At 71.4% G+C, this 23,181-nt stretch carries 26 protein-coding genes; 12 read left to right on the forward strand and 14 right to left on the reverse strand.

What is annotated here, in order from left to right; translation table 11 throughout:
* Nucleotides 1–56 precede the first annotated feature (56 nt).
* Nucleotides 57–374, forward strand: a complete 318-nt coding sequence (locus tag ACIGFK_RS39370) for a GIY-YIG nuclease family protein (protein ID WP_400055697.1) — start codon at nt 57–59, stop codon at nt 372–374.
* A 372-nt stretch (nt 375–746) separates the two neighbouring features.
* Here ACIGFK_RS39370 and ACIGFK_RS39375 read toward each other — a convergent pair whose 3' ends face one another.
* The 6 genes from ACIGFK_RS39375 to ACIGFK_RS39400 all read right to left on the reverse strand — a co-directional run bounded on the left by ACIGFK_RS39375 (nt 747) and on the right by ACIGFK_RS39400 (nt 5,009).
* Nucleotides 747–1,082 (reverse strand): hypothetical protein, encoded by a 336-nt coding sequence (locus ACIGFK_RS39375; RefSeq protein WP_249004875.1) that lies wholly within the window; start codon nt 1,080–1,082, stop codon nt 747–749.
* A 127-nt stretch (nt 1,083–1,209) separates the two neighbouring features.
* Nucleotides 1,210–1,416, reverse strand: a complete 207-nt coding sequence (locus ACIGFK_RS39380; RefSeq protein WP_249004876.1) for a hypothetical protein — start codon at nt 1,414–1,416, stop codon at nt 1,210–1,212.
* Nucleotides 1,417–1,433: 17 nt separating this feature from the next.
* Complete coding sequence (locus ACIGFK_RS39385) at nt 1,434–1,898, reverse strand: hypothetical protein (RefSeq protein WP_384563203.1); 465 nt, start codon at nt 1,896–1,898, stop codon at nt 1,434–1,436.
* Nucleotides 1,895–4,114: a hypothetical protein gene (locus ACIGFK_RS39390; RefSeq protein WP_400055700.1), complete on the reverse strand. Its 2,220-nt coding sequence runs from the start codon at nt 4,112–4,114 to the stop codon at nt 1,895–1,897. Before ACIGFK_RS39390 ends, ACIGFK_RS39385 begins: the two co-directional genes overlap by 4 nt.
* 14 nt (nt 4,115–4,128) lie before the next feature.
* On the reverse strand, nt 4,129–4,521 hold the full coding sequence (locus tag ACIGFK_RS39395; protein WP_375881921.1) for a hypothetical protein: 393 nt from the start codon (nt 4,519–4,521) through the stop codon (nt 4,129–4,131).
* Nucleotides 4,522–4,538: 17 nt separating this feature from the next.
* Nucleotides 4,539–5,009, reverse strand: coding sequence for a hypothetical protein (locus tag ACIGFK_RS39400; RefSeq protein WP_249004792.1), 471 nt, complete (start codon nt 5,007–5,009; stop codon nt 4,539–4,541).
* 109 nt (nt 5,010–5,118) lie between these two features.
* Here ACIGFK_RS39400 and ACIGFK_RS39405 point away from each other — a divergent pair, with 109 nt between their 5' ends.
* Nucleotides 5,119–5,355, forward strand: a complete 237-nt coding sequence (locus ACIGFK_RS39405; RefSeq protein ID WP_400055702.1) for a hypothetical protein — start codon at nt 5,119–5,121, stop codon at nt 5,353–5,355.
* Nucleotides 5,356–5,738: 383 nt separating this feature from the next.
* Here the strand turns inward: ACIGFK_RS39405 and ACIGFK_RS39410 are convergent, their stop codons facing one another.
* The 7 genes from ACIGFK_RS39410 to ACIGFK_RS39440 all read right to left on the reverse strand — a co-directional run bounded on the left by ACIGFK_RS39410 (nt 5,739) and on the right by ACIGFK_RS39440 (nt 11,567).
* Nucleotides 5,739–5,957: a hypothetical protein gene (locus tag ACIGFK_RS39410; RefSeq protein ID WP_249004794.1), complete on the reverse strand. Its 219-nt coding sequence runs from the start codon at nt 5,955–5,957 to the stop codon at nt 5,739–5,741.
* Nucleotide 5,958: 1 nt separating this feature from the next.
* Nucleotides 5,959–6,615, reverse strand: a complete 657-nt coding sequence (locus tag ACIGFK_RS39415) for a hypothetical protein (protein ID WP_400055704.1) — start codon at nt 6,613–6,615, stop codon at nt 5,959–5,961.
* Between the two features lie 169 nt (nt 6,616–6,784).
* Nucleotides 6,785–9,046, reverse strand: coding sequence for a hypothetical protein (locus tag ACIGFK_RS39420; protein WP_400055705.1), 2,262 nt, complete (start codon nt 9,044–9,046; stop codon nt 6,785–6,787).
* A gap of 67 nt (nt 9,047–9,113) precedes the next feature.
* Nucleotides 9,114–9,479, reverse strand: coding sequence for a hypothetical protein (locus tag ACIGFK_RS39425; protein WP_390072502.1), 366 nt, complete (start codon nt 9,477–9,479; stop codon nt 9,114–9,116).
* A gap of 110 nt (nt 9,480–9,589) precedes the next feature.
* Nucleotides 9,590–9,919, reverse strand: coding sequence for a hypothetical protein (locus ACIGFK_RS39430; RefSeq protein WP_400055706.1), 330 nt, complete (start codon nt 9,917–9,919; stop codon nt 9,590–9,592).
* Between the two features lie 230 nt (nt 9,920–10,149).
* Nucleotides 10,150–10,419 (reverse strand): WhiB family transcriptional regulator, encoded by a 270-nt coding sequence (locus tag ACIGFK_RS39435; protein ID WP_400055753.1) that lies wholly within the window; start codon nt 10,417–10,419, stop codon nt 10,150–10,152.
* A gap of 767 nt (nt 10,420–11,186) precedes the next feature.
* Nucleotides 11,187–11,567, reverse strand: a complete 381-nt coding sequence (locus ACIGFK_RS39440; protein ID WP_400055708.1) for a hypothetical protein — start codon at nt 11,565–11,567, stop codon at nt 11,187–11,189.
* Between the two features lie 188 nt (nt 11,568–11,755).
* Between ACIGFK_RS39440 and ACIGFK_RS39445 the strand changes: the two genes are divergently transcribed.
* From ACIGFK_RS39445 to ACIGFK_RS39490, 10 genes are all read left to right on the forward strand, one after another.
* Nucleotides 11,756–12,088 (forward strand): GntR family transcriptional regulator, encoded by a 333-nt coding sequence (locus ACIGFK_RS39445; protein WP_400055709.1) that lies wholly within the window; start codon nt 11,756–11,758, stop codon nt 12,086–12,088.
* A gap of 153 nt (nt 12,089–12,241) precedes the next feature.
* The gene (locus ACIGFK_RS39450) at nt 12,242–13,675 is read left to right on the forward strand and encodes a helix-turn-helix domain-containing protein (RefSeq protein ID WP_400055711.1); all 1,434 of its coding nucleotides are present in this window, start codon (nt 12,242–12,244) and stop codon (nt 13,673–13,675) included.
* Nucleotides 13,676–13,696: 21 nt separating this feature from the next.
* On the forward strand, nt 13,697–14,383 hold the full coding sequence (locus ACIGFK_RS39455; protein ID WP_400055712.1) for a RibD family protein: 687 nt from the start codon (nt 13,697–13,699) through the stop codon (nt 14,381–14,383).
* The gene (locus ACIGFK_RS39460) at nt 14,383–14,850 is read left to right on the forward strand and encodes a deaminase (protein ID WP_400055714.1); all 468 of its coding nucleotides are present in this window, start codon (nt 14,383–14,385) and stop codon (nt 14,848–14,850) included. The genes ACIGFK_RS39455 and ACIGFK_RS39460 overlap by 1 nt, the downstream gene beginning before the upstream one ends.
* The gene (locus ACIGFK_RS39465) at nt 14,847–15,263 is read left to right on the forward strand and encodes a helix-turn-helix transcriptional regulator (protein ID WP_400055715.1); all 417 of its coding nucleotides are present in this window, start codon (nt 14,847–14,849) and stop codon (nt 15,261–15,263) included. The genes ACIGFK_RS39460 and ACIGFK_RS39465 overlap by 4 nt, the downstream gene beginning before the upstream one ends.
* Nucleotides 15,264–16,178: 915 nt before the next feature.
* Nucleotides 16,179–17,627 (forward strand): winged helix-turn-helix domain-containing protein, encoded by a 1,449-nt coding sequence (locus ACIGFK_RS39470; RefSeq protein ID WP_400055716.1) that lies wholly within the window; start codon nt 16,179–16,181, stop codon nt 17,625–17,627.
* Between the two features lie 9 nt (nt 17,628–17,636).
* Entirely contained in the window at nt 17,637–18,503 is an 867-nt protein-coding gene (locus tag ACIGFK_RS39475; RefSeq protein ID WP_400055718.1) for a DciA family protein, read from the forward strand.
* Between the two features lie 384 nt (nt 18,504–18,887).
* Nucleotides 18,888–19,157, forward strand: a complete 270-nt coding sequence (locus ACIGFK_RS39480; protein ID WP_400055720.1) for a hypothetical protein — start codon at nt 18,888–18,890, stop codon at nt 19,155–19,157.
* Nucleotides 19,158–19,352: 195 nt separating this feature from the next.
* A complete protein-coding gene (locus ACIGFK_RS39485; protein WP_400055721.1) occupies nt 19,353–19,562 on the forward strand; it encodes a hypothetical protein in 210 nt (69 codons plus the stop codon).
* Nucleotides 19,563–19,638: 76 nt separating this feature from the next.
* On the forward strand, nt 19,639–20,322 hold the full coding sequence (locus ACIGFK_RS39490) for a restriction endonuclease (RefSeq protein ID WP_400055755.1): 684 nt from the start codon (nt 19,639–19,641) through the stop codon (nt 20,320–20,322).
* A 171-nt stretch (nt 20,323–20,493) separates the two neighbouring features.
* Here the strand turns inward: ACIGFK_RS39490 and ACIGFK_RS39495 are convergent, their stop codons facing one another.
* Entirely contained in the window at nt 20,494–23,172 is a 2,679-nt protein-coding gene (locus ACIGFK_RS39495; protein WP_400055723.1) for an ATP/GTP-binding protein, read from the reverse strand.
* Nucleotides 23,173–23,181 lie beyond the last annotated feature (9 nt).

Genomic DNA, 23,181 nt, shown 5'->3' on the forward strand with positions numbered 1-23,181 from the left:
CGAGAATCTGCTTCGGACACCCGTCGTCGCGACACGAATCGACTTGGAGAAAGGCCATGGGCGCAAGGCCGACAGCCGTCTACCGCTTATTCGACCTCGAGGAGACGCTGCTCTACGTGGGCATCTCCGTCAGCCCCGATCGACGCTTCGAGGAGCACGCCAAGAACAAGCCCTGGTGGAACGAGGTGGACCGCGCAAGGACGGTCATCACTTGGTACAGGGACCGCTTCGCTGCTGCCGTGGTCGAGCAGCAGGACGAACGGGCCGGCACTCCCCGATACGGGAAGGACCAGCCTGCGTTTGGTCGCCTCTTCCTGGCCAAGCTGGCGGCTGAGGGGTACGACACCACCCCGATCCCGCCGCCCAGCATCTAGCCGGAACCACCACGGAGTAGTTCGACGCTCGATCGGAGCGGTGAGCGCGCCGCACGGATGATCCGTGCGGCGCGCTTCTCTGTGCGGCCGGACCGGATATCACCGGCTCCAGGGGCCAGGGAGCTGGGCGGGGTACCGCGGGTAGCGGGGGCCGGGGCGCTGCGGACGGGGTCGTCCGATCCGGCGGCGCGGGCGGGGGATGAGCACGGGTGTCCTCCAACGGGATGGGTGGCGGGCAGTGCTGGGCTCTGTCGACAGAGCACGGGGTGAGGGGCGGGTGGCCGGTCGGCCTGTCCGGTCACCGGGGACCGGCCGCTCCCGGGTGCGGGGCGGGCCGGTGCCGGTGGCCAGGCGGGGCGGTCGGAGCCTGTGTCAGAGGGCGGCGGTGACGACGAGGGCGATGAGGGCGGCCGAGCCGCCGATCAGGAGGGCGGATCCGGTGCTGGCCCACCAGTAGTGGCCCATCGTCTTCTCGTCGCGGAGGTCGCTGAGGCCGTCGGCGATGCGGGCGTGGAGCACGGCGAGCGGGGACATGGCGGTGTACCAGCGGCCCTGGCGGTCTATTTCGCCGCCGAGTTCGCCGTCGGGGAAGTGGCCGCCGTGGACGGCCTGGCGGTGGGCGTCGCCTTCGGCGGCCAGGTCGTCGGGGTGGAGGACGACGGGGCTGGTGGTGCGGCAGATGGTGCAGCGGTAGCGGTATCGGCGCACGGTGTTCGGTCTCCCGAGAGGGTGATGGTTTCGGGCAGGGAACGGCGACGCCCCGCCCGGAAGGGATCCGGGCGGGGCGTGAGCCGAGCTGTGTGCGGGTGTCTCCGCGTCAGGGCGGAGGAGACGGTCAGGTGTTGATCTGCCTGCGGACGTCTTCGACACGGCGGATGAGCTCGGTGGCCATGTCGGTGATCGCCTGGAGCTGCCTGTCGATGTCGGCCGGGTCCGAGCCGGTGAACGAGAACGACCGGCCGTCGTCGCTGCCCGGCTGAGGACCGGTGAACGAGAACGACCGGCCGTCGTCCGGCTCGGGGTTGGTGAACGAGAACGACACGGGCAGCTCCTCCAGCGTCAGATGTTCATGTGGTGGGCCCGCCGGATGGCGGCCTCCCACACGCTACGCACCTGCGCTCCGCTGTGGGAGTCGTTCCAGGCGGGGATCGCCTCCCACTTCTTGCCGTGCTGGCGCCGGGCCTCGTCCAACAAGAGGTTCCCGGCGTCGCGGTAGGCAGCACTGCGGGAGCCGGCCGCGGCGCGCAGGGCGCCGATGGAGCAGCGGGCGCCCTCGGAGTTGATGAGGCTGTACCTGGCCCAGCCGTGGGTGTCGAGAAAGGTGAGCGCGTCGGTGAGGGTCTTCTCCACCGGCCCGGTCAGGCGCACCGGAGCGGCGGCGGTGAGGGGAACCTGCGCGGGAACCGCAACAGCCGCGGGGCGCGCGGGTGCCGGGGTGGGCGCGGGGTCGAGGAGCCGGAACGCCGCCGCGTACAGGTCCTGGTCGACGGGGGTGAAGTCGGTCTTCTGGGTGTAGGTGTTCATGCTGCCTGCCACAGTCCGTTCTCGTTGGTGACCTCGCCCCGCTTCTTCAGCTCGGACAACCGCGGCTTGACACGAGTGGCGGGGATCTCGAGCTTGCGGGCGATGGTTTCGGCGGTCATGGGAATGGCGTGCTCCTGGAGGAGCTCGAGGATGCGCGGCTTGATCAGCTCCTGTCCGTCGGACGCCGCCGGTGCCCCGCCCGGCCGGGCGGGCCCGGGGACGGCGTGGAGATGGGCGGGGTTGTGGTGGGCCGCCGACTCCTGCGAGGAGGGGGCGCCCTCGGCCGCGGCAAGGAGGTCGGCGAGGCTGCCGACCAAGTTCTTGCCGCGCTTGTCGACCATCGGCGTCCTCGCGATCGCGTCGCGCTCGCGCCAGGCGTCGCAGTCCTCGATCCCGACCGGCCGCTCACCTCCGGCGAGGGAGACGGGCGGCACGTCCAGGTGCAGGGAGCGGAACTGGACGGCCTGGCTGCCGGGGGTGAGGAGGTAGCCCAGGCCGAAGGTGCCGTCCTCGGGAGCGGCGGCGGCCTCGGTGGCCAGGCCGGACATGTCGCGGTCGGCGACCTTGGCGTACTGGCCCGGCCACTGCGAGGGGATCATCGACAGGTCGATGCCCTCCGCGCCCTCCACCGCGTTCGCCCCGACCAGCGAGCCCTGGCCCTTGGCGCAGCGCAGGAACACCGCGCCACCGCCGATCAGCAGCTGCGAGCGGATGACCGTGCTGTTGCCGAGGTCCTCGGCGAGCGGGGTCTGGGTGGCCAGGACCACGCCGATGCCCCGCTTGAGGGACCGGCGGGTCAGCTGCTCCACGATCGCCTTCGCCTCCAGGTGGTACGGGGAGGAGGCCGACAGCAGCATGTGCGCCTCGTCGATGACGACCAGGATCAGCGGGTCGGTGAAGGGGAAGGCCGGGGAGCGGTAGCGGGCCTCGCGGTCGAGCATCATCGCGTAGGCCAGGCGCAGCGCGCCCATCGCCTCGTCCAGGCCGTCCCCGAGGTACGCGGACAGCGAGGCGCCGGCGATGGTCCCGGCCTGCGGGGAGGCGAGGACCACCGCGATGCCGGAGCGGTGGGCGGAGAGCAGGATCTGCTCCAGCAGCCCCGACTTGCCCGACCGCGACCCGCCCACCAGGTAGAGGTGGCGGGCACCGGAGCCGGGCTGCGCCAGCGGAAGCAGCGCGGCCCGGCCATCGACGTAGGTCCCGGCGCGGACGTAGCCGCGCGAGTCCATCGCCAGCTCGTCCAGGACCGAGGAGAGCATCGTGCCGTGCATCAGCGCGTGCTCCCGCATCACCCGGATCCCCATCTGCGACGGCTTGTCGCCGGGGGCCAGGGCGATCTGGATCGTCTCCAGGTCGAGGTTGCCCGCGAGGTCCTGGAGGTTGACGGTCCCGATCGCCCGGCGGTCGCGGGTCGCAATGCCCTCCCAGTCCAGCGGCCCGTCGTAGCGGGTCACGGTCAGGGTGGTGCCGGGCATCGCGCCTTCCGGCACGCCGACGTACGCGGCCCACAGCTCCTCGGGAGTTGTGGGGGCGCCGGCCGCGATCTGCGGCTGCGCCGTCGGCGCCGTGAGCTGCACGGTGACCGGCAGCGCGTTCGGCGCGTAGTGCTTGGGGTCTCCCAGCTCGATCTGGGAGATGGGGACCCGGTAGACGGAGGCGATGTCGCCTTCCCGGACCCGCACCTGCTGCCCGGGGGGCAGGGTGATGATCCCGGTGAACGCCACGTGGCCGCCGTCGACCTGGAGGACGAGGTGTTCCAGGGCGGCGCCCGGCTGGATGAGCTTGCGGCCTTCGGTCTGGGTGGGCCCGGAGATGAACTCCGCCCAGAAGGCGGCGATCACCTGCTCCTGCGACGTCAGCCCCGCCGCCGTGCCCGCGCTCTTGGTGATGGTCGCGGGCGTGAGCGCGGGCACGGGGGTGTGGCCGGCGAGGTTGCGGTGGTGGGCCAGGGCGGCCGCCCCGGCCGGGACCGCGAGCCCGAGGGCGATCAGCGGGTTCATGCCGCTGGCGAGGACCTCGTGCGCGGCGATGCCGCACCCGGTGGTCGTGAGCCCGCACGCGATCAGGGACCGCAGCACGGGAGCGGAGGCGTTGACGGCCCACGCCCCGGCTCCGGCCGCCGCGGCGGCGAGGGCGGACCAGGGGCCGGCCACGAGAGGCACCACCGCGAGCGCGGCAGGCGCGTACTGGATGAAATTTACTCGGGTCGGCCCCACGGTCCTGAGCTCCTTTACTGCTGGGTGTAGAAGGCCGCTTCGGCCATGTCGACGGGGGAGGTGGCGACGGCGTCGGCGATGCCGCCGTGGTCGTTCTCGGTGGTGGTCTTCGCGTCGTCGGCGGCCGCGGAGGCGCTGTCGGCGGCGGAGGTGTAGGCGCCGGCCGCGTCCTTGACGCCGGTCATGGTCAGCGCGGCGTCGGCGAACTCGGAGGTCGTGGCGTCGTCGACGGCCAGCGCCTTCATCGTCTCGGAGGCGTCCAGCATCTGTTCGGCGGCGTCGTCGACGTCGGCGGCGAGCTTGGTGACGGTCTGGGCGTGCGCGTGGACCTTGTGGGTGAGCCAGGCCAGCTTGGTGCGCAGGGCCGCGTAGTTCGCGGCGTCCTTCAGGGTCTCGGTGGCGCTCATGCGGGGCTGCTCCTCTTCTATCGGGCGTTGTAGAAGTCGCGCTCGGCGGGCTTGGTCAGGGGGGAGTCGGCGACGGCCCGGAAGATGCCGCCGTGCCGGGCCTCGGCGTTCGCCGAGGCGGTGCGGCACGCCTCCTCGCCGCCCTGGATCTTGTCGTGGACGTCCTTGGCGGCGGCGGCCTGGAGGTCGAGCTGCTCCTTGAGGTACTCGCACTTGCCGATCAGGCCCGCGCCGACGCCCTTCGCGGTGATGTCGGCGATGAGCGTGTCGCAGTCGGTGGCCAGCTCCGTGGCCTCGTCCATGAGTTCCAGGGCGGTGTCGGTGCTGGCCTGGCACAGGGTGGCCGAGCCGTCGGCGAGGTCGATGACCTGGGTGAGGGTCATGACCTCGCCGCCGCTGTAGGTGCGGGTCTTGCCCGCGGCGGTCGTGACGTGGACGCCCTTGTCGTCGACGGTCGCGGCATGCGGGACGGGCGGGTTGGGCTGCATCGCGGGGTCCTTCCGGATGTGGTCGGGCAGCTTGACGGTGCGGGGCCGCGGGATGGTGCCGGCCGGGGGGACCGCGGAGCCCGGCGGCACCGTCGTCGGCGGGGTCGTCGTGGACGAGGTTCCCGACGGCGGGGTCGTCGTCGAGGAGGTTCCCGACGGCGGGGTCGTCGTGGACGAGGTTCCCGACGGCGGGGTCGTCGTCGAGGAGGTTCCCGACGGCGGGGTCGTCGTCGAGGAGGTTCCCGACGGCGGCGTCGTCGTGGACGAGGTCCCTGTCGGCGGGGTGGCTGGAGAAGGTCCTCCGGAGGTGGAAACGGAAGGCTTCCCGGTCGTCTTTTTGAGGTAAGCCGAGCGCCATCCGTCGCGCAGGCCACCGGCCATATGGGCACCGGCCAGGAGCCCGTAATGTGTTTTCGCCGCGATGTTGTACGGCGTGTTTCGGAATGTGTCCGGCGCCCGGGTCGGATTCCATTTGTCTTTTGTTTTTGCGGGGGGTTTCTTAATTCCCGCCTGTTCGTATTTGCCGTGCGTTTTCTCCACGCCGAACACGTAGCTGATGGCGAGGAGTAAGAGGAGTTCCATGAGCCTCCCTTCTGTGACGCTGTGTGGTCTCCGGCGGTTACCGGTTACCGGTTACAGGCCCCTGAGACCCCGGTTCAGGTCGTCCGCGGGGCGGTTCCGGGGGCGTTCGGGGGCTGTAACCGGTAACCGGTAACCGCACTCGGTCACTCAGCGCGACGACGAGCCGATGTTGTTCACGGTCGTGTTGGCCGTGTTGAACACGGACTCCAGCGTGCTGCGGATCTCCTCGCTGAACGGCGTGTACGGCAGGAAGATCCCGGAGACGATCAGCATGATGCAGATCGCCATCTGCTTTCCCTTGGTCTTCTTGAAGGTGAAGAAGAGGGCCCAGCAGAACAGGGCGAGGGCGAAGAACTGAAGCGTCATGTCACGCACCCTTCTCGAAGGTGAATCCCTTGTCGTTCATGGGGGTTACCGCGCCCGAACCGGAGGGCACGGAGAGCTTCTTGTAGGCGATGAATCCGCCGCCTCCGATGAGCGCCACCCACAGCCAGGGGCTGGAGGTGATGCCGCTGTCGGAGCTGGAGCCGGCGGGCTGCTGGGCCTTGGTGGAGGCGGTGCTGAAGACCGGGGCGTTGCACTCGGGGATCCTGGAGACGTCGTAGCTGGACGCCTTGGCGACCGCCGCGGCGCGGCCCTTCATGCACTCGCGGTAGACGGTCATCTCCCGCTCGTACGCGGCCTTGGCGGTGGCCTCTTCGGTCTCGGCCCGCTGCTTGTCGGCCTCCGCCGCGACCAGGGCGTTCGCGGCGTCTTCCTTGGCGCGCGCACGCTCCTGGGCGGCCTGGTCGGCCTGCATGTTGGTGACGGCGACGACCGTGCCGCACACGGCAACGACGGCGATGGTGCCGCACACGGCGAGGGCCGCGGTGTTGCGGCGCATCCCGTCGACGGCGGCGGAGAGACGCGAGGTCGCGGGCTTGTTCGGCTTCTCCGGAGTCTCGGGCGTCGGGGGGTTTGCGGGGGTCTGGGGGGTCTGGGGGTTCATGAGGGTGAACTCCTTGTCCCAGTCGATGCCGGACATGGGCGGCTGCTCCTTTGCGATGTGGGTTCGAGCCCGTCCAGGCATGCCGGAATCGGGGTCTGATCAGGGGAAACGTGCTGTACTGGTGGTGGCTGCTTCCGGCAGTCGCGAGGAGGGCCAGCCCGATTAGCGCGGGCTGGCCCTCCTTGGTGTGTGCCGGACGGGTGAATCAGGTGAGGTGCTTGTCGGCGTCCTCGGGCCGCAGCAGGCCGGCCTCCTTCAGCAGCCGGACCGCGCGGGGCAGGTTGACCGAGAGGTCGGTACGGGCCCGGTAGAGGGTGACGTAGCCGTCCTCGTCGCGCGGCAGTGCCTGTACGAGCGGAAGGAGTTCGGCGTCCGTACGGGCGGGCGTACCGGGTCGGTCCGTACCGGCTGTACGGCCCGTACCGCCGGTTCCGGTTGCGCGGGAGGAGGCGGTGGCCGTACCGGTACGGCCACCCTGTACGGCGTCGGGGCCGAGCTGGGTACGGACGCTGACCGTTCCGGTGCGCTCCTGTACGGCCGGGTGAGCCGTACCGGTACGCCCTCGGGTCGCCGTACCTGTACGCGCCGCCCCGTCCTGGGTGGTGTGTACGCCGTATGTACGGTCGCTGTACGGCCTGGTCAGCGCCCCTTCGCCCCCGTCCTGGTGCGAGGGGTGCGAGAGGGCGTGTGCAGGGTCCGTACCGACGTGTCCGGTGCCCGTACCGTCCGCTCGTCCGCCGCCGTTCGCGGCGTACAGGTCGCTGTGAGCGGGCTGCGTACGGCCGGATGCGATGCTGTCCGCCCCGTCCGTCCGGCGGTGCGTACCGGTACGGGCGGGCGTTCCGTTTCCGCCGTCCATGCCGGTACGGACCGGCGTACCGGTGGCCGTACCGGACGGGGCGGCCGTACTGCCGTGGCCGTCCGTACCGTCGTCGTGCATGAGGGTGTGGACACGCCAGATGACGGCCACGAAGATCAGGACGACGAAGGTGGTGAGCTGCCACGGAGCCGACCCGCCCTCGGGGACGAGGTGCGCCTGCTCGGAGAGGTGGAAGACGACGTTGGCCGACGCCATCAGCAGCAGCGCCGGCGCGATGTCGCGCTTGGTGCGGAACGCGGTGACGCAGTAGACGTCGATCGACACCGGCAGGAGCGGGGCGACCCACTCGTTGATGCCGACCATGCGGGCCAGCTCGTACTCGCCGGAGGCGGCGAGCCCGACGCCGGCGGCCAGCGCCACCCACGGCGCCATCTTCCACAGCTTGCCGCCGAGGTTCTGACGCCAGCCGCGCCACTTCGAGGCGGACTTCTTGGCCTCGCGGGCCTCAGTCAGCAGCCGGCGGGCCCGGGCCTCGTCGGCCTGCGCCCGCTCGGTGATGCCCTTGGCCTTGCGCTCGGCCTCGGCGGTGATGCGCTCGGCCTCCTTCTGGGCGGCCTCGCGCAGCTCCTGGGCGACGGTCGTGGCCTCGGTGCGCAGCTTCTCGCGCTGCTGGTCGCACGCCGTCTTCAGCCCGGCGAGCTCCTCGGCCAGGGCCTGGCGCTTCGCCGCGGCCTCGGTGTCGAACTTCTCGCCGAGCTCGCGCAGCTCGGTGCGCAGCTCGGCACGGGCCGTCTCCGCCTCGGTGTGGACGGCGGCGACGTGGGCGTCGGCCTCGCGGCGCCGCTCGGCGGCGGCCTCGACCGCGTCCGCGTGCAGCGTCTCCGCCTCGGTGCGCCGGGCGTCGTACTGCTCGGCGGCGGCCTTGGCGAGCTGGGCGTGCCGCTCGCGGGCCTGGTCGACCTCCTTCTGTGCGGCGGCGAGCAGGGTGTCGGCCTCCTCCCGGGCGCGGGTGAGGATCTGACCGGCCTCGGTGCGACGGGACTCGACCAGGGCGGCGATCTCGGTGAGGTCGGCCTCGGCGAGGCGCCGCAGCTCGGCGATGGCCGTCGCGGTGGCCTGGTGGTCGGCGGCGGCCAGCTCGGTCAGCTCTGCGACCTGCGAACGGGCCTGGGCGAGGAGCTGGTCGGCGCGGGTACGGGCCTCGGCGAGCAGCTGGTCGGCCTCGGCGCGCAGCTTCTGCGCCTCCGCGCGGACTGTCTCGGCCTGGGTGGTGGCCGCCGCCCGCTGGGCGGTGGCCTCCTCCTGGGCGCTCGCGGTGACGGCCTCGGCGCGGGTGCGCGCGTCGGACAGGAGGGCGGTGGTCTGCTCGTGGGTGTCGGCGACGGTACGCGCCGCCTGCTCCTCGGCCTGGGTCTGGAGGGCGAGGGCCTGGTCGCGGGCGGTGTCGATGATGTCGGCGGCCCGGTCGCGGGCGTCCGCGACCCTGGCCAGCGCCGCCCAGTCCGTCTCCAGCGCCGCCGTGTCCGCGACGGTCTCCGTCTCGGTGGTCGGGGCCTGGGCGGGCAGGGTGGAGGTGGCGGGCTGCGCGGCCGTCGTGGCCGGCGTCTTGGTGCGGGCGTTGGCCCTCTTACGGGTTCGGGCGGCCACGCCGCCTCCTTCCAGGTCGGGTGCCGCCCCGGGAGGACCGGGGCGGCGGTTGTACGGGGTGGGTGGGTCAGCCGCGCGGGGCGGGCAGCTCCGGCGTCGTGTTGGCGATCGCGTGCTGCCGGGTGAGCCACGCCATCGCGGCCGCCGTCATGTCGGCGGCCGCGGCGTCGGCGTGCAGCGGGGCGGTGTCGATGTCGCGCATCGCGTCGGCTGGCGGCAGCAGCCGCATGTAGTCCGACCGCACCTGGCTGATCACGCGGCCGGAGACCAGGGCGAACAGGTCATAGCCGCCGGTCATCCAGGTGTACGTGATCTTGCAGACGAAGGTGTGGTCCGGCTTGCCCGCCCAGAACAGCGCCGGGTCGCGGTACAGGACGAAGTCACCCGTCCTGAAGACGGTGGCGGGGCTGGTCTTCTCGGTGCTGGTACGCACAGACGCCTCCTCAGCGTGTTGTGTCCGGACTGTCCGGCTCCCCTCGCCCCGTCCGTACCGGCGCACAGGCCGGAACGGGCGGGGGAGGCAACCGACAGGCGGGAGGTGGGTCATTCGACGCCGATGAAGCGGAACGCCGCGAAGGCGGTGCCGCGCGGGTCGGCGGTGGCCTGCACGATGCGGTCGGCTTCGCCGGTGTCGCCGCGGTTGACGGCGTCGGCCGCCGCCCGGGCCGCGACCCAGTCGATGCCCGCCGTCGGCGTCGCGTTGGTGGCACGGCGGTCGAGCCGGGCGCGCAGCGTGCGCCAGGCCAGGCGAATCGGGCGCCGACGGCGGGCCCGGTTCACCCGGGCGGCGGCGTCGCGGTGCCCAAGCTCGCGGAGGATCTGCTCGGAGTCGTAGTCGGCGGCGGTCCAGCCGTCGCGGCGGATGGTGCGCATGGCGCCTCCTGGGGATGGACGTCGAGCCGGGCCGATGCCCGGATCCGGGGGATGCGAAAGGCCGACCGCCCGCGAGGCGGGCGGCCGACCTGGTGGAACGGCGTGGTGCGGGATTGAAGTTGGGTTCGCGTCCTACAGGGCGGGACTCTCACCGCGCGAGCGCCGGCCGAAGTCGTGGCGCTCATTGGTGCGGCGGAGGTTGTCCTCCAGGCGCTTGTGGTCGGCGTCCGTCATGCCACCGACCCGTTCCTCGCGCCCCGGGCGCGGTTCCGGGCGGCGCGACGCTTCATCGCCCGCCGCTCGTCCTCGCTGAGCCCGCCCCAGACGCCGGAGTCCTGCCCGGACTCCAGCGCCCACTGCAGGCACGCCTCCATGACCGGGCAGCGGCGGCAGACGGCCTTGGCTTCCTCGATCTGCAGCAGGGCAGGGCCCGTGTTGCCGACCGGGAAGAACAGGTCCGGGTCTTCCTCGCGGCAGACCGCGTTGTGGCGCCAGTCCATCGCGGTCACTTCCCCTGCCGGACGCGGCGCAGGGCCTCGTCCATGTCCGTGTCGGAGTCGCCGTTGTTCCGTGCGATGCTGATGCGCATCAGGGCCTCCATACAGGTCCTGGACAGCCCCGGGGGTCCGATCCCTGGGGCTGTCGCCGTTGGTAGAGCCGGTGTCCACCGCGCTCTCCACCGCCCGCCGAACGACCCGAAGGCCGGCGGCGGGCGACTGGGCAGCGCGGGGCTGCGAAGTGCTTGGGGTGTTGCGGTGCGCGGCCTCTGCCGCCGCGCTGCTCGCCTTGTGTGCTGAGAGGGAGAACGAGGTTCCCTCAGTCCCGACGCGGCTCCTCGCCTCGGCTGGGACCGGCTGCCGAGGGTCTGGGAGTGTGTCGCGTCGTTCTTTTACGTCGTGGGGATGTCGGCCCTCCGTGCTCGCCATCAGTAATGAGCGCCCGGTTGGTACTGCACCGGACCGCTCCAGGAACAGAGCGCCTGACGGGTCATCGCACGTGCTGACTGCCACCACCAGCGGTAATGGCGCCACACGACGGGTTTCCACTCACCTCCGGCCGGTGCGGACACGGCGGGTACTGCGGTGGTGGATCACGCTGTTGAGTTCTCAAGGACCAGCCGCTGCCTTCCAGAGCCAGCACAAGGGCTGGATGTCCGGGCGGATGCTGTCGGGAGTCGCGCTTCCGGCTCCCTCATCCGGCGCCGCCCGCGGGGGCGGTTCCGGGTGGGGGAGCCGGGTCCGAAGACCCGGCGGTGGTGCGGGGAGGATCAGGCCGCGATCGGCAGGGGGGCCGCGGCGGCCGGCCGTGTGATGCGCAGCTGCGCGGCGTAGGGGAGGAGCACGTCGACCAGGCGCTCGCGCACCAGCTCGGTGGCGGTCGGGTCGGTGGCGAGGATGTCGCGGGCGGCGAGCATGCGGTTCTCGCGGGCCTCGATCGCGGCGACGGCGGCGGTGATGTCCAGGCCGTCCAGCCGCTCGTGGGGAAGGGGGCCAGCCTCGAACAGCTCCAGCGGCGTACCGAAGGCAACGTCCAGGTCCAGGTCGGCGAAGTCGGGGAGCGGCACCTCCACCGCCTTCAGGAGCGCGAGCGTCTCCGCGTCGAAGGTCTCGGTGGCGAGGCTGGCGGCGGGGCGGCTGGTGGAGTTCATGGGGGTGGTGCTCCCTTCGAGTTCGGGCTCTACGCGAGCCCAGAAAGTGGCAGGTGGGGGCCTTTGCCGCCCCGCTCACCTTGTCGACATACCTAACTTAGCTGATAGAGTTGGGGTCGTGTCAAGCACTTGATTGAGGAAGCTATGGAAGCTAGCTAAGGCGAGGGGGTCGACCTACGATGTCGCTCATGAGCAACGAGGCCGTGCAGCCGTACCAGCGAATCGTTCAGGATGTCCGCGACAAGATCCGTTCCGGCCGCTGGACCCCCGGGACGAAACTCCCGAGCGGACGCGAGCTGACGGAGGAGTACGGCGTCGCGGCCGGCACCGTGCAACGGGCCCTGACGGAGCTGCGCACTGCGGGGCTCATCTACTCCCACCAGGGACGCGGCTCCTTCGTCGCGGAGGCCGCCTCCGAGTCCAGCGAGGACTCGACTGTTCGCGCCCTCAAGGCCCTTAAGGAGCAGGTGGCCGACCTCGCCGCACGCCTCGAACGGATCGAGAAGGGCCGAAGCGACTGACGTCCTTCCTCGCGTCCCGTTGCGCATGTTCGTCCCTCCTTCGCCGGTCCAACTTCGTTAGCAAAGTTGTAGGCCCAGCCCAGGAGCGAGTTCTAGATCGGGCGTGTATCCAGGCGCTGGATACGCCGAGTGGAGACATGGAGGGATCACCAAGTGGGGCAGCAGCCGAACGTGCTGACGCCGGAGCAGTCGCCTCTGCACCGCTTCGGATACACGCTTCGAGAGCTCCGGAAGGTCCGCGGCATGTCCCTTCGGGAGCTGGCCGCGAAGTCCTTCATGTCGCACTCCAAGCTGCAGAAATGGGAGAACGCCAGCCGCCCGCCGAAGGACCGAGCCGAAGTTGAGCTGATCGACTCACTGCTCCGGGCCGGCGGTGTGCTGGTCGACCTCTGGGAGCGGATCAGCCCCGGTGGATCCGCTCAGCCCCCTGTATCCGTTTCTGCTCCCCATGTATCCGAAGCGTCGATCGGACTGGCCACGGCGGGCATCCAGCGGGCAGCGTCTGACCATGAGGGGATCTTTGTCCCCGCTCGTCTACGGGATGGATCGGTGGTATTCGTGGCTCTCGATCGACGCGACTTGCTGCGTAGTGGGGTGGGCATCGGCGCTGCGGCTGCATTCGGCGCGGGCACGCCAGCGGTCGCGGACTCCGAGGTTGTTCAGGGCCTGAAGATGCCCTCGCGGATCGCGGCCGCGTACAACGGCACGCCCATCGAGCACCTCAGGCAGGCGCGCCGCCTGCTGATCGACAACGACAACCTGCTGGGGCCGCGGCACGCCATCGCGGCCGTGCGCGAGCACATCGAGAAGATCAAGTCGCTGCGTCAGGACACCAAGGGCGCCGACCGTCATGACCTGATGGAGCTCCAGACGCAGTACGCAGAGTTCGCCTCCTGGCTCTATCAGGACATGGGCGACTTCGGCAGCGCGGAGTTCTGGCTCGACAGGGCGTTCCAGTGGAGCCACACCGTCGGCGACGGCGACCTGACCTCCTACGTCATGGCGCGCAAGGCACAACTCGCCGGGGAGATGCGGGACCTGGTCGATGTCGTCGACCTGGCCGAGGCGGCGCAGCGGATGGCGCGGCCTCGGAGCCGCCTCGCGGCGGTCGCCCGAACCTACGAGTCGTACGGCCACGCGCTTCGAGGGGAGTCCAGCGACAGCGAGCGTGCGATCGACGACGTCCGTAACTCTCTCGATCGCGTCTCCAGCGACACGACCCCCTGGGGCGTGTGGCTGAACGAGCAGTACCTCGATGTCCACCGCGCGCAGGGCCTGGAGGTGCTGGGGAAGCACGCCCAGGCTGCGGAGGTCTTCACCCGTGCCATCGAAGCTTTGCCCGCTGGCTACCACCGAGACCGAGGCGTCTACCTGGCCCGCGCCGCCGTCGCCCACGCTGGCGCCGGCTCGCCGGAAGAGGCCGCGGCCGTCGGCCTCCAGGCGCTGGCCGTCGCGCAGGACACCGGCTCCGGCCGAATCATGCGCGAACTGGTCAACCTCGACAAGACGCTGGTCCCGTGGCAGCGGCAGCCGGAGGTGTCCGCCTTCCGTGAGAACTTCGACGCCGTCCTTGCCCATGAGTCCTGAGAGAAACGGATCACCGACCCCATGACCACACGCCGCCCGTACGTTATCCTCTCCGCCGCCATGTCGGTCGACGGCTACCTGGACGACGCCAGCCCCGAGCGGCTGCGCCTGTCCAACGCCGCCGACTTCGACCGCGTCGACCAGGTCCGCGCGGAGTCCGACGCCATCCTGATCGGCGCGACGACCATGCGAAAGGACAACCCGCGGCTCCTGGTCAACAGCGAGGAACGCAGGGCTCAGCGGGTTGCTGCGGGCAAGTCGGCCTACCCGCTCAAGGTCACGGTGACCCGGACCGGGGACCTCTCTGCTGACCTCAACTTCTGGCACCACGGCGGCGAGAAGCTGGTCGTTACCGTCGACGACGCAGTGGAGAAGGTGCGCGCCACGCTCGATGGCCTTGCCGACGTCGTCAGTGTCGGCCCGGAGCTCGACTGGGGCCTGGTCCTCGATGAGCTGGGGCGCCGTGGCGTCGGCCAGCTGATGGTGGAGGGCGGCGGCACGATCCACACCCAGCTCATGGCCGCGGACCTCGCCGACGAAGTGCATCTCGCCATCGCGCCCCTGCTGGTGGGTCAGCCGGAGGCCGCACGCTTCCTGGGCCCCGCCGACTACCCCGGCGGATCGACGGCCCGGATGAAGGTCCTGGAGATCCGGGCGATCGACGACGTCGTCTTCGTCCGCTACTCCCCGAAGGAGCGGACCGCCTGATGTACGCGCCCGAACGAGACCAGGACGTGCGCTGGATGCAGCGTGCAATCGACCTCGCTGCGCTGTGCCCTCCGGCTGCTGGCGCCTACTCGGTCGGGGCGGTCATCGTCGGTGAGGACGGCACCGAGCTGGCGTCTGGCTACTCCCGCGCGACCGGTCCCCGCGAGCACGCGGAGGAGGTAGCCCTCGCCCAACTCCCGCAGGACGACCCGCGCCTCGCGGAGGCAACGATCTACAGCACGCTGGAGCCCTGCTCCCAGCGCAGCGCCACCCGTACGCCCTGTGCGCAGCGGGTCCTCGAGGCCGGCATCCCTCGCGTCGTCATCGCCTGGCGGGAGCCGAGCCTGTTCGTCGACGACTGCGTCGGCTACGAACAGCTGGTTGAGGCGGGGGTGACGGTGGTGGAGCTTCCCGAGCTGGCGGCAGCCGCGAAGGCCGTCAACGCACACCTCGGAAAGCTGGCATGACGGCGACCGTCTCGTGTACCCCCGGCGGCACGGCATTCGTGAGCGACAAAGATCACCCGGATCGTGTATCTTTCGTGGTTACAACGATCATGGAAGGCTCGACTATGCCCGACCCGGACGACCGCTCGCAGCAGGTCGACGCCCTGCTGAACGGCCTGCCCGAGGTTCTGCCGCCTCCGCACGTGTGCGCGAAGCTGCGCCTGGCGGCTGGCCTCACCCAGCAGGACGTCGCGGATGCCGTAGGCGTGAAGAGGGTCGCGGTGACTCGGTGGGAGTTGGGCCAGACCAGCCCTCGACGCCCGCACCGCGAGAACTACTTGCGTCTCCTCAAGGGCCTCGCGGCGCGTTTTCCCGAGGCCGCGACGGCGGATGAGGGTATGCCGACGCCGGCCTCCGAAGGGGGGTCGGGATGACCTAGGTCATCGGCCGCGCGCGCCGAAAAGCGGATTTACCACCCGCTGGCCTCGCGCGGCCCGTCTACCGACCGGCTTACCACCGTGTCGGTCGCCCAGGTCCCGGTTGCATCCGGTCCTGAGCTGCAGCTCACCAGCCGCTTGTTTTCCCACGGCCCCTAACCAGGGCCATACACACCACCGGCCACTAACCAAGGCCACCACAGCCAGTCAGTACCGCCCCGCTTCAGCCGCGGCGCCCCCACCACAGGGGCCACGCGGTTCAGCAGGACCGGGAGGGACGGAGAAATCTCCCCCCACCCGATCGGTGTCCGCCCTCTTCTCACGAAGGGGGCTTGCCAGCACATCCGCACATGAAGGTCGGTCCAGCCCCGAGGGGCTCGATCGGTCCAGCCATATGGAAGGCAGGTCGTTTCTCATAGTGCACGAGAGTGGTGTCCCCTGTCAGCTTGACCTTGTCCGTTTCACCCCGGTTCAGGCGCGGCGGTCGTCCCGCGTGACGGGATCGGCGTACGGTTCATGCCCCTTTTCCCGTTCCGTACCGGAAATTGGATTTCCGGTAGGAAGCTACAAGAGCAGCAGTTTCGGAGCGCTCTCGCCGGGCTCGGTCGCGGCCTCGCCCACCCGGCTCGCGCACCCGCTCGCGGAGGTAGTCCATAACCCCGTCGGCGGGGACGTCCTCGAGGGCGTCGTCCCGTGTGGCGGGACGGGTTCGAAGATTTCTGCCCGCCGTGCGGGAGCGCGGGGGGTGATCCGGGCTCAGCGGGCTCTGTCCACAGGCCGTCTGATGCAGGGTCGGCGGATGGATCTCGAAGCGCGTGTTTTGCCTGCTGAGGGGGGTGTCCGCTTTGGCGTGTACACCGGCCTGATGATGACGCAGGCGATCTCCACCACTCCGGCCGGGACGGTGGGCCGATGAGCGGCACGGCGGCGGCCCTCGCCGCGCTGATCCCTGCCCCGCGCGCGTCGGTCGACGGCGATGCGGTCTCCGTGCTGCCCGCGACGCTGTACGTGCCGGAGGCGTCCCAGTGGCTGTCGACGTCGACGGGCCGGATCGCGCTGGACGGCTACTCGTGGATGCAGGCGGTCCACTGGGTCGCCGGGGCGGGGCTGTACGAGCCGCGCCGCTACCGGTCGCACGGGCCGCGCAGCTTCGGGCCGACGACGGTGCGCGTCGCCCAGCTGCTCGCTGAGCTGTTCCCGTGCCGTCCGGGGATCGAGTACCTGGTGCGCCGGACCGGGCTGTCGGAGCGGTCGGTGGAGTACCACCTGGGGATGCTGCGGGAGGCCGGGCTGCTCGCGTACGTCGTGCGGGGCACCCGCATCCGCGGGGCGGCCGCGCAGGCGTCGGAGTTCGCCCGGATGGTGCCGGTGGAGTTCGACGTGGCGCTGGGCATCCGTACGGCCGGTGAGGGCACCGGGCGGCGGATGACGGGGATCGCGGAGGCCGGCCGGGAGCTGATGGCGGCGCTGTCGAAGAAGGCGGCCCGCAAGGTCCGCAAGCGGCGGGCGAAGTCGTCCTCGAAGGCCCCGGCGAAGGGTGCCCGCAAGGGTGCTGACCAGGGCGCTGTGACGGCTGTTTCGGATGAGGCCCGTTGCACCCCAATGGGGGGTAGTTCCCGCAGTGTTTCTTCTGCGGGAACTACTTCCTTCCCCTCTGAGAGCAAGCTCGCCAGCGGGCAGAGCGATTCCCCCACCCCGAAGAAGGTCAAGCGCGGCCGCCGGAAGCTCAACGCGGTGGGGCGCCGATTCCAGCTGGCCTCGGAGCTGATCCGCCAGGTGCCGTGGATGGGCCGCGCTGCGGTGCCCCGGATCGCCTGGATCCTCAAAGACGTTGCAGACGCGGGCTGGACGGCCGATGAGGTGATCGCGTTCCTGGACTGCGGCGACGCCCCGGGCACCGTTCACCGGCCCTCGGGGTTCCTCGCTGGACGGCTCAAGACCGCGACGGCTCAGTGGCCGCACGCCGAAGGCCGGGCCCGCGCCGTTCAGGCGTACCGGGACTCCCGGCGCGCGGAGAAGGCCCGCCACCAGGAGTGGGAGGGCGACTGGACGCCGCCGCGCAGTGAGTCCGTCCGCCGCCTGGTCGCCGATGCGTTCGCCCCTCAGCAGCCGCAGTACGACCTCCCGGACGGTCACCAGGACGCGGGCGAGGCCAGCCCCGTTGTGCCCGGCGAGGAAGAGCTCAAGAAGTTCCGGGCCGTGGCCTGGCAGGAGTTCATGCTCGGCAGGCCCGACCAGGTCGTCACGACGCTCGACGCCCTCGGCCCGGCTGCCGCTGAGCAGATCTACGGCGCTGACCTGGTGCAGCGCGTACGCAAGCTGATCAGCGGCACCTCGCTGATGACCGTCGGACGCCGGTAGGAGGCCGTGATGACCGAGACCCTGAACACCGCCAGCAGCAGCAAGCAGCCGGCCCCGGAGCTGTCGGGCGTCGACCTGGCCCGGGTCGCGCTGCACCAGGCGCGCGAGGCCGCCAAGGCCCGCGGCGAGGGCGGCACCCGCAAGGCCAAGCGCCGGATCGGGACGACGGTGCGGCGCGACGGCCGGGAGCCGACGGGGTTCGCCGCCGTGCTGCAGGGCCTGATGGCCGACCGGGCCTGGGACGTCCCGGCCGCCGGCGGAAGCATCCTGGACCACTGGCCGGACATCGCGGCCGGCCTCTCGCCGAAGCTCGCCGTACACGTCACCGCCGTCGCGTTCCACGCGGAGACCGGCCAGCTGAACCTGCGCCCGGACTCGCCCGCGTACGCCACCCAGCTGCGCCTGATCAGCTCCCGGATCGTCGCCGCGGCGAACGAGGCGGTCGGCGCCCAGGCGGTCCGCACCGTCCACGTCCTGCCCCTGGGCGCCCCGGCCCCGGCGACCCGCGAGGCGGTCACCGCTCCGACGGTGGCGGCCGCGCCCGAGACGCCGGTCAAGACCCGCGACATGGCCGCGCCCGGCTTCCACCGGGCGCTCGCCGCCCACCAGGCCGTCCCGCGCGGCCAGCACGTCAGCTCGGGCGTCACCGAGGCGATCGAGCGGCAGACCCGGGCCATGCGCGAGCTCAGCCGCCGCGCCTTCCCGGATCCCGAGCCGAACCCGGACGGCGGCCCGACTCCCCTCGAGGACGCGCGTGCCGAGCGGCGGCGAGTTACCGACGCCTCCCATGCCGCAGCCCTGCGCCGGGCGCGTGCCGAACGGGCGGGCGTAGCGTCGGGCACGACGGTGCCCCAGACCTTCGCGAAGAGCGCGTAGGATGGCGCCCTGCACCACGGCAGAGGTTTCAGAGGCTCTTCCAACTCCCTCACCGCCGGCACCAACCCGCTTCGTCGTGCGTTCGGCGCGGGCCCGTGACCACCCGGTTTGACCGGACGTCACCAACGCTGCAACGATGCCGCCCCACAACCACATACAGAGGCACTGGACGTTCGAGGTCGTAGCCGAGCTCTCTCACGTACGGTGCAAGCACGAAGGCGAAGGTCGATAGCTCCACCAAATCCCTCGCTGGCTCTACCGCCGAAGGCTCCCGCGCCCGGACTCTCTGAGCGCGGGACCTCTTTGTCTTCCCACCCAACCCTGCATGTTCTGTGTTCGAAGCCCCGGCACCCGCCGGGGCTTTATCTGTATCCGGAGGCACCTGTGACAGATCTTGCTTCTGCCATCCCCGCGTACGTTCTGCTCGCCGCGCTCGCGGTCATCGTCGTGCTGCTCACCGTGGTCGCCATCGTCGCGAGGGCGGTCGTGGCGAAGGCGCGGCCCGAGGACTTACAGCACATCCTTCCCGGCCTCGGGCAGGTCCTGGCCGCGCTGGCCCTCTTCCTCCCCTGGGGGCGCGGGACGCGGGGGCCGACCGCCGCGCCGCCGGTGCCGGTACGGTCCGCCCGCACAGGAGGGCGGCGCAGGGGATGAGGCTGGGGCCAGGCCGCCGGCGGCTGGGCTGGAAGGCATGGCCTGGCCAGTGCGGCATTCGGCCAGACCCGATGGCTTCGTGCCATTCGTCGGCAACCCGCCTCCCACACCACCAACGCGCCGCTACACAAGAAGGCTGGGGTGGCGTGCTGCCGTTCCCTGGTGATGGCCGATCGTTGGGGGAGGTCTGGACGGTTGCTGACCATCAACGTGGCCGTGCTGCTCGCAGTCATCGTCTTCTTCCGGCTGCGGCGCCGTACGCAGGCCCGCAGCCGGAACGAGGAGAGGACTACCGCCGTCATCATCCTGGCGCTGGGCGTTCTTCTCGCTCCCACCCCGGTCGGCCAGGGAATCCTGGACGTCCTGGGGCAGCTGGCGGGCAGCGTCACGCAGGCCAGCCGATGAGCCCCCGCACACGCGCGGGCCGGACGGAGCCCTTCAGCTCACACCGCGGACGCTCGATCGGGGAGGCGGGGGAATGATGGCGGCACGCCGACGACGTCTGAAGAAGAAGACCCGCAAGAAATTGCAGGTCTGGGGTGCCGTGACGGCGGTCGCCGCAGCGGCGTGGGTCCTTGCGAACTGGTCGACGGTGTGGCCTGTCCTGGTGACGGTGCTCGCCGCGGCCGCGCTGGGCGGGGCCGGCTGGACGCTGCTGCGGGCGCACCGCCAGGCGGTCGGCCGGGACCGCGCGTGGCGGGCACAGGAGGAGGCCCGGGCGCGCGAGTTGTCCATGGCCGAGGTCGACGCCCTGACGTGGCAGGAATTCGAGAAGTACATCGCGGAGCTGTGCCGGCGGGACGGCTGCCGAGATGTCGTCGTCAGCGGCAAGAGCGGCGACCTGGGCGCGGACGTCGTCGGCTACCTGGCCGACGGCCGCAAGCTCGTCATCCAGTGCAAGAAGTACGCGACGCACCGGAGCGTGCCCTCGCAGGACATGCAGAAGTTCGTCGGCACAGCCCGCCTCGAGCACGGCGCGGACGTCGCCCTGTTCGTCACCACCTGCCGCTCGTTCACGAAGGACGCGATGGGCCTGGCGCTGCGCCAGGACATCGTGGCCCTGCACCGCGACCTGCTGGGCTCCTGGGTCAAGGGCGCTCACCTGGAGAGCCTGATCCCGCTGAACGGCAGCGGCGGCGGCACCAGGCAGCGCCCCTCTGCCTGACCGACACCGCGCCGCTGAGGAGAGTCGACCGACGTGCAACACGTTGTGCAACACGGGTGCAACGCCCCACTGCAACAGACCCCGCGTTGCAGCCCTCACCTGCGGAAAGAGGCCATCGCGCAGCTGCATGCAGGCGTGTTGCACCACGTCTGAAGCCGCCGGTGCGCCGGGTTACCGGTGCCCGCTGATGCGGGTCTGCCGTCCCTCCACGAGCTGCCGCCACCGGGTCCGGACGGCGTCCGGGCCGTCCAGCCAGGTCGTGGGGGAGGGGGCGGGCAGGGGCAGGCCGGCCATGTAGTGGGCGATGTCGGCGTAGTAGGCGTAGTCGCCGCGCTCGGCGAGTGCGTGCAGCCGGTCGATGACGGTGCGGACCTTGTCGTGTTCGCCGAGAACGGCGTGGTGCAGGGCGATGGCGAGCTCGAGGACTGCCTCGGCCGAGGTGATGCCCGCTGCGCGGATCTCGGCACGCAGGGCGCGGGCGCCGTCAAGGTCGGCGAGCGCGCCGGCTTCGCGGGCGAGAGCTGCGACCTTGACGGTGAGAGCGGTGGCGCGCTGGTCGAGTCCGGCCAGGAACTGCTCAGCGAGGGCGATCTCGTCGTCGGCCTGGTCGAGGTCGGTGAACGCGTACGTGAGGGCGAGGTGGGCTTGGGCGATTGCCTGCTCCCCGGTGTTGCCGTGCTGTTCGGCCTCGGTGCGGGCGGCGGTGAAGGCGGTGGCGGCCTGGTTCATGTCGCCGTGGGCGAAGTGGATGTCGCCGAGCACCCGGTTCCCGCGCCCGGGCCAGCCGAGGGTGATGGCGGTGGACAGTGCGGCGGGGAAGGCGCCGGTGGCGCGGGCGAGGTGGGCGAGCCCGCGGGCGGCGGCAGGAGCGAGCCGGCCGCCGCCGTCGGCGACCTGGCGCATGCCGTCGCGGGAGGCGTCGTTCTGGCCGAGGTCACGGTGAGCCTTGGCCCGGTAGTAGAGGGCCATGTCGGTGAGTTCGGCGGGCAGCCGGCCGGACTCGATGACGCGGGTGAGGCGGGATGCGGTCACGGACCGGTGCTCGTGCTGACGCCGCGCCAGCGCCGCCAGGAGCTCGGCCAAGGCGTCTGCGGCGGTCGCGAGCTCGCCGTCCCCTCGCTCGCGTGCCGGGAGGGGGAGGGGTTCCCACACGTAGTCGTCGGTGTAGGCCCAAGCGGCGTCGGTGAGCCAGCCCAGGTCGAGCTGGTGGTCGCGGGCCAGGGCGAGGCCCTGGCGCAGGCAGCCGACCAGCAGGCGCCGGTCCGGCCCGCTGCTGGTCTGCCACTGCGCTCCGAGCGCGGCCAGCGCGCGGGCGGCGGCACGCTGCCAGTCTGTGTCGGTCCACCGGTCGTCGGTGGCGTCGTCCGCGGTGCGCAGGGTGGAGCGGATCAGGGCGTGCAGGTGGTAGGGCCACAGCGCGAAGGGGTCATGCCGGACGAAGGGCCGCTCCACCAGGCGCGCGGCCGCAGACAGGTGGGACAGGCCGGCGGCTGCGGTCGCCACCGGCAGGTCGAACGCGTCCAGCAGGCTGACGGCGCGCAAGAGGTGGCGCTCGTCGGGGGTGAGGTCGGCCAGGGTGCGGGTGAGCAGGGCCGGGAAGTCGGTGCCGAAGTCCGCGGCCGCAGGCGTGCGGCCGGCTCGGCGGAGCTCCAGGAAGCGCAGGACGGCGAGGTCGAGGTAGAGGGGCAGGCCGTGGGAGCGATCGGCGATCACCGTGCGCAGGCCGGTGTCGATGAGGGGCTGGCCGTCGCGGGTCAGGCGCCGTGCAAGGTAGTCGGAGCAGTCCTCCGGGGAGAAGTCGCCGATGAGGACCTGGCGGCCGGTCCCGGTCGGGGTGCCGGCGGTACGGGGGCCGGGGACGGCCTGGCCGACGAGCCCGGGCCAGGCGGTGGGGCCGGTCCAGTCGAGCTGGCCCTCCAGCGCGGGGTCGGCCCACTGCAAGCGGCCACGGCCGGTGACGATGAAGAAGCTGCCCGGCATCAGCCACACCAGGCGCTGCAGGAGCCGTTCGAGGTCGCGGTCGGTTCGGGTGCCGGTGTCCTCGAAGGTGTCCAGCAGGATGACCGGGGCCACGGCCTGCTCGGCGGGGAGCTGGGCGAGCTCCCAGGCCAGCAGGTGCGGGTAGTAGGAGAGCGCGTCGACGTCAGGCTCGACGTCCAGGAGGTCGGCAAGCCGGGCGCAGCCAGCCAGGGCCCGCACCGTCTGGCGGCGCTCGCGGATCGCGGTGGTCAGGGCGCCGGTGAGGGCGCCGATCGCGCTGCCGACGGTGCCAGGCAGCAACAGGGCCTGGGCGACATCGCTGAGGGCGGACTGCATCTGCTGCGGCAGCGCCTTGCCGAACTTCGCGGCGAGCCCGCCCCGGCGCAGGTACTCCTCCAGCGGTTCGCCGGGGTGCTGGTGCTCCCAGTAGCGGCGCAGCGCGATGTCGAAGGCGGGCAGCGGCCGGTTCAGGTGCGCGGCGAGGGCGAGACGGATGGTGAGGACGACGCGTTCGAAGTCGACGCCGGCGGACCGGGCGAGGTCGATCCGGATCGGCAGGAGCACGGGCCGGGCGGGCCAGACGGGCTCGCCCCAGCGGGCCGGACGGCCCTCGGCTCCGGCGAGGGCTGCCTCCAGGGTCCGCGACAGCGTCGTCTTCCCGATCCCCCCGACCCCGTGCATGACCAGGATGTTGTTCCGCGGTGCTTCGAGATCCTCCACCGTGAAACCGGGGGCGGTGATGCGGGCCAGGTGCTCGCCCAGGGCGGCCTGGACGATCTGCCACTGCCCCTGCCGGTTCGTGAACGCCTCACCGGCCTCCACCTGCCGGTCGTTGGTGCTGAACAGCGCCCGCAGATCCCGTCCCGCCATGGCTCCCCC

It is taken from the genome of Streptomyces sp. NPDC085524, from assembly GCF_044541755.1.
In the GTDB taxonomy this organism is placed as follows: Bacteria; Actinomycetota; Actinomycetes; order Streptomycetales; family Streptomycetaceae; genus Streptomyces.

Bases quoted from the DNA above. Each gene is read 5' to 3' on its own strand.
- ACIGFK_RS39370 (WP_400055697.1), top strand. From the start codon at position 57: ATGGGCGCAAGGCCGACAGCCGTCTACCGCTTATTCGACCTCGAGGAG.
- ACIGFK_RS39385 (WP_384563203.1), bottom strand. From the start codon at position 1,898: ATGAACACCTACACCCAGAAGACCGACTTCACCCCCGTCGACCAGGAC.
- ACIGFK_RS39395 (WP_375881921.1), bottom strand. From the start codon at position 4,521: ATGAGCGCCACCGAGACCCTGAAGGACGCCGCGAACTACGCGGCCCTG.
- ACIGFK_RS39400 (WP_249004792.1), bottom strand. From the start codon at position 5,009: ATGCAGCCCAACCCGCCCGTCCCGCATGCCGCGACCGTCGACGACAAG.
- ACIGFK_RS39410 (WP_249004794.1), bottom strand. From the start codon at position 5,957: ATGACGCTTCAGTTCTTCGCCCTCGCCCTGTTCTGCTGGGCCCTCTTC.
- ACIGFK_RS39415 (WP_400055704.1), bottom strand. From the start codon at position 6,615: ATGTCCGGCATCGACTGGGACAAGGAGTTCACCCTCATGAACCCCCAG.
- ACIGFK_RS39430 (WP_400055706.1), bottom strand. From the start codon at position 9,919: ATGCGCACCATCCGCCGCGACGGCTGGACCGCCGCCGACTACGACTCC.
- ACIGFK_RS39435 (WP_400055753.1), bottom strand. From the start codon at position 10,419: ATGGACTGGCGCCACAACGCGGTCTGCCGCGAGGAAGACCCGGACCTG.
- ACIGFK_RS39440 (WP_400055708.1), bottom strand. From the start codon at position 11,567: ATGAACTCCACCAGCCGCCCCGCCGCCAGCCTCGCCACCGAGACCTTC.
- ACIGFK_RS39445 (WP_400055709.1), top strand. From the start codon at position 11,756: ATGAGCAACGAGGCCGTGCAGCCGTACCAGCGAATCGTTCAGGATGTC.
- ACIGFK_RS39455 (WP_400055712.1), top strand. From the start codon at position 13,697: ATGACCACACGCCGCCCGTACGTTATCCTCTCCGCCGCCATGTCGGTC.
- ACIGFK_RS39460 (WP_400055714.1), top strand. From the start codon at position 14,383: ATGTACGCGCCCGAACGAGACCAGGACGTGCGCTGGATGCAGCGTGCA.
- ACIGFK_RS39465 (WP_400055715.1), top strand. From the start codon at position 14,847: ATGACGGCGACCGTCTCGTGTACCCCCGGCGGCACGGCATTCGTGAGC.
- ACIGFK_RS39470 (WP_400055716.1), top strand. From the start codon at position 16,179: ATGAGCGGCACGGCGGCGGCCCTCGCCGCGCTGATCCCTGCCCCGCGC.
- ACIGFK_RS39475 (WP_400055718.1), top strand. From the start codon at position 17,637: ATGACCGAGACCCTGAACACCGCCAGCAGCAGCAAGCAGCCGGCCCCG.
- ACIGFK_RS39490 (WP_400055755.1), top strand. From the start codon at position 19,639: ATGGCGGCACGCCGACGACGTCTGAAGAAGAAGACCCGCAAGAAATTG.
- ACIGFK_RS39495 (WP_400055723.1), bottom strand. From the start codon at position 23,172: ATGGCGGGACGGGATCTGCGGGCGCTGTTCAGCACCAACGACCGGCAG.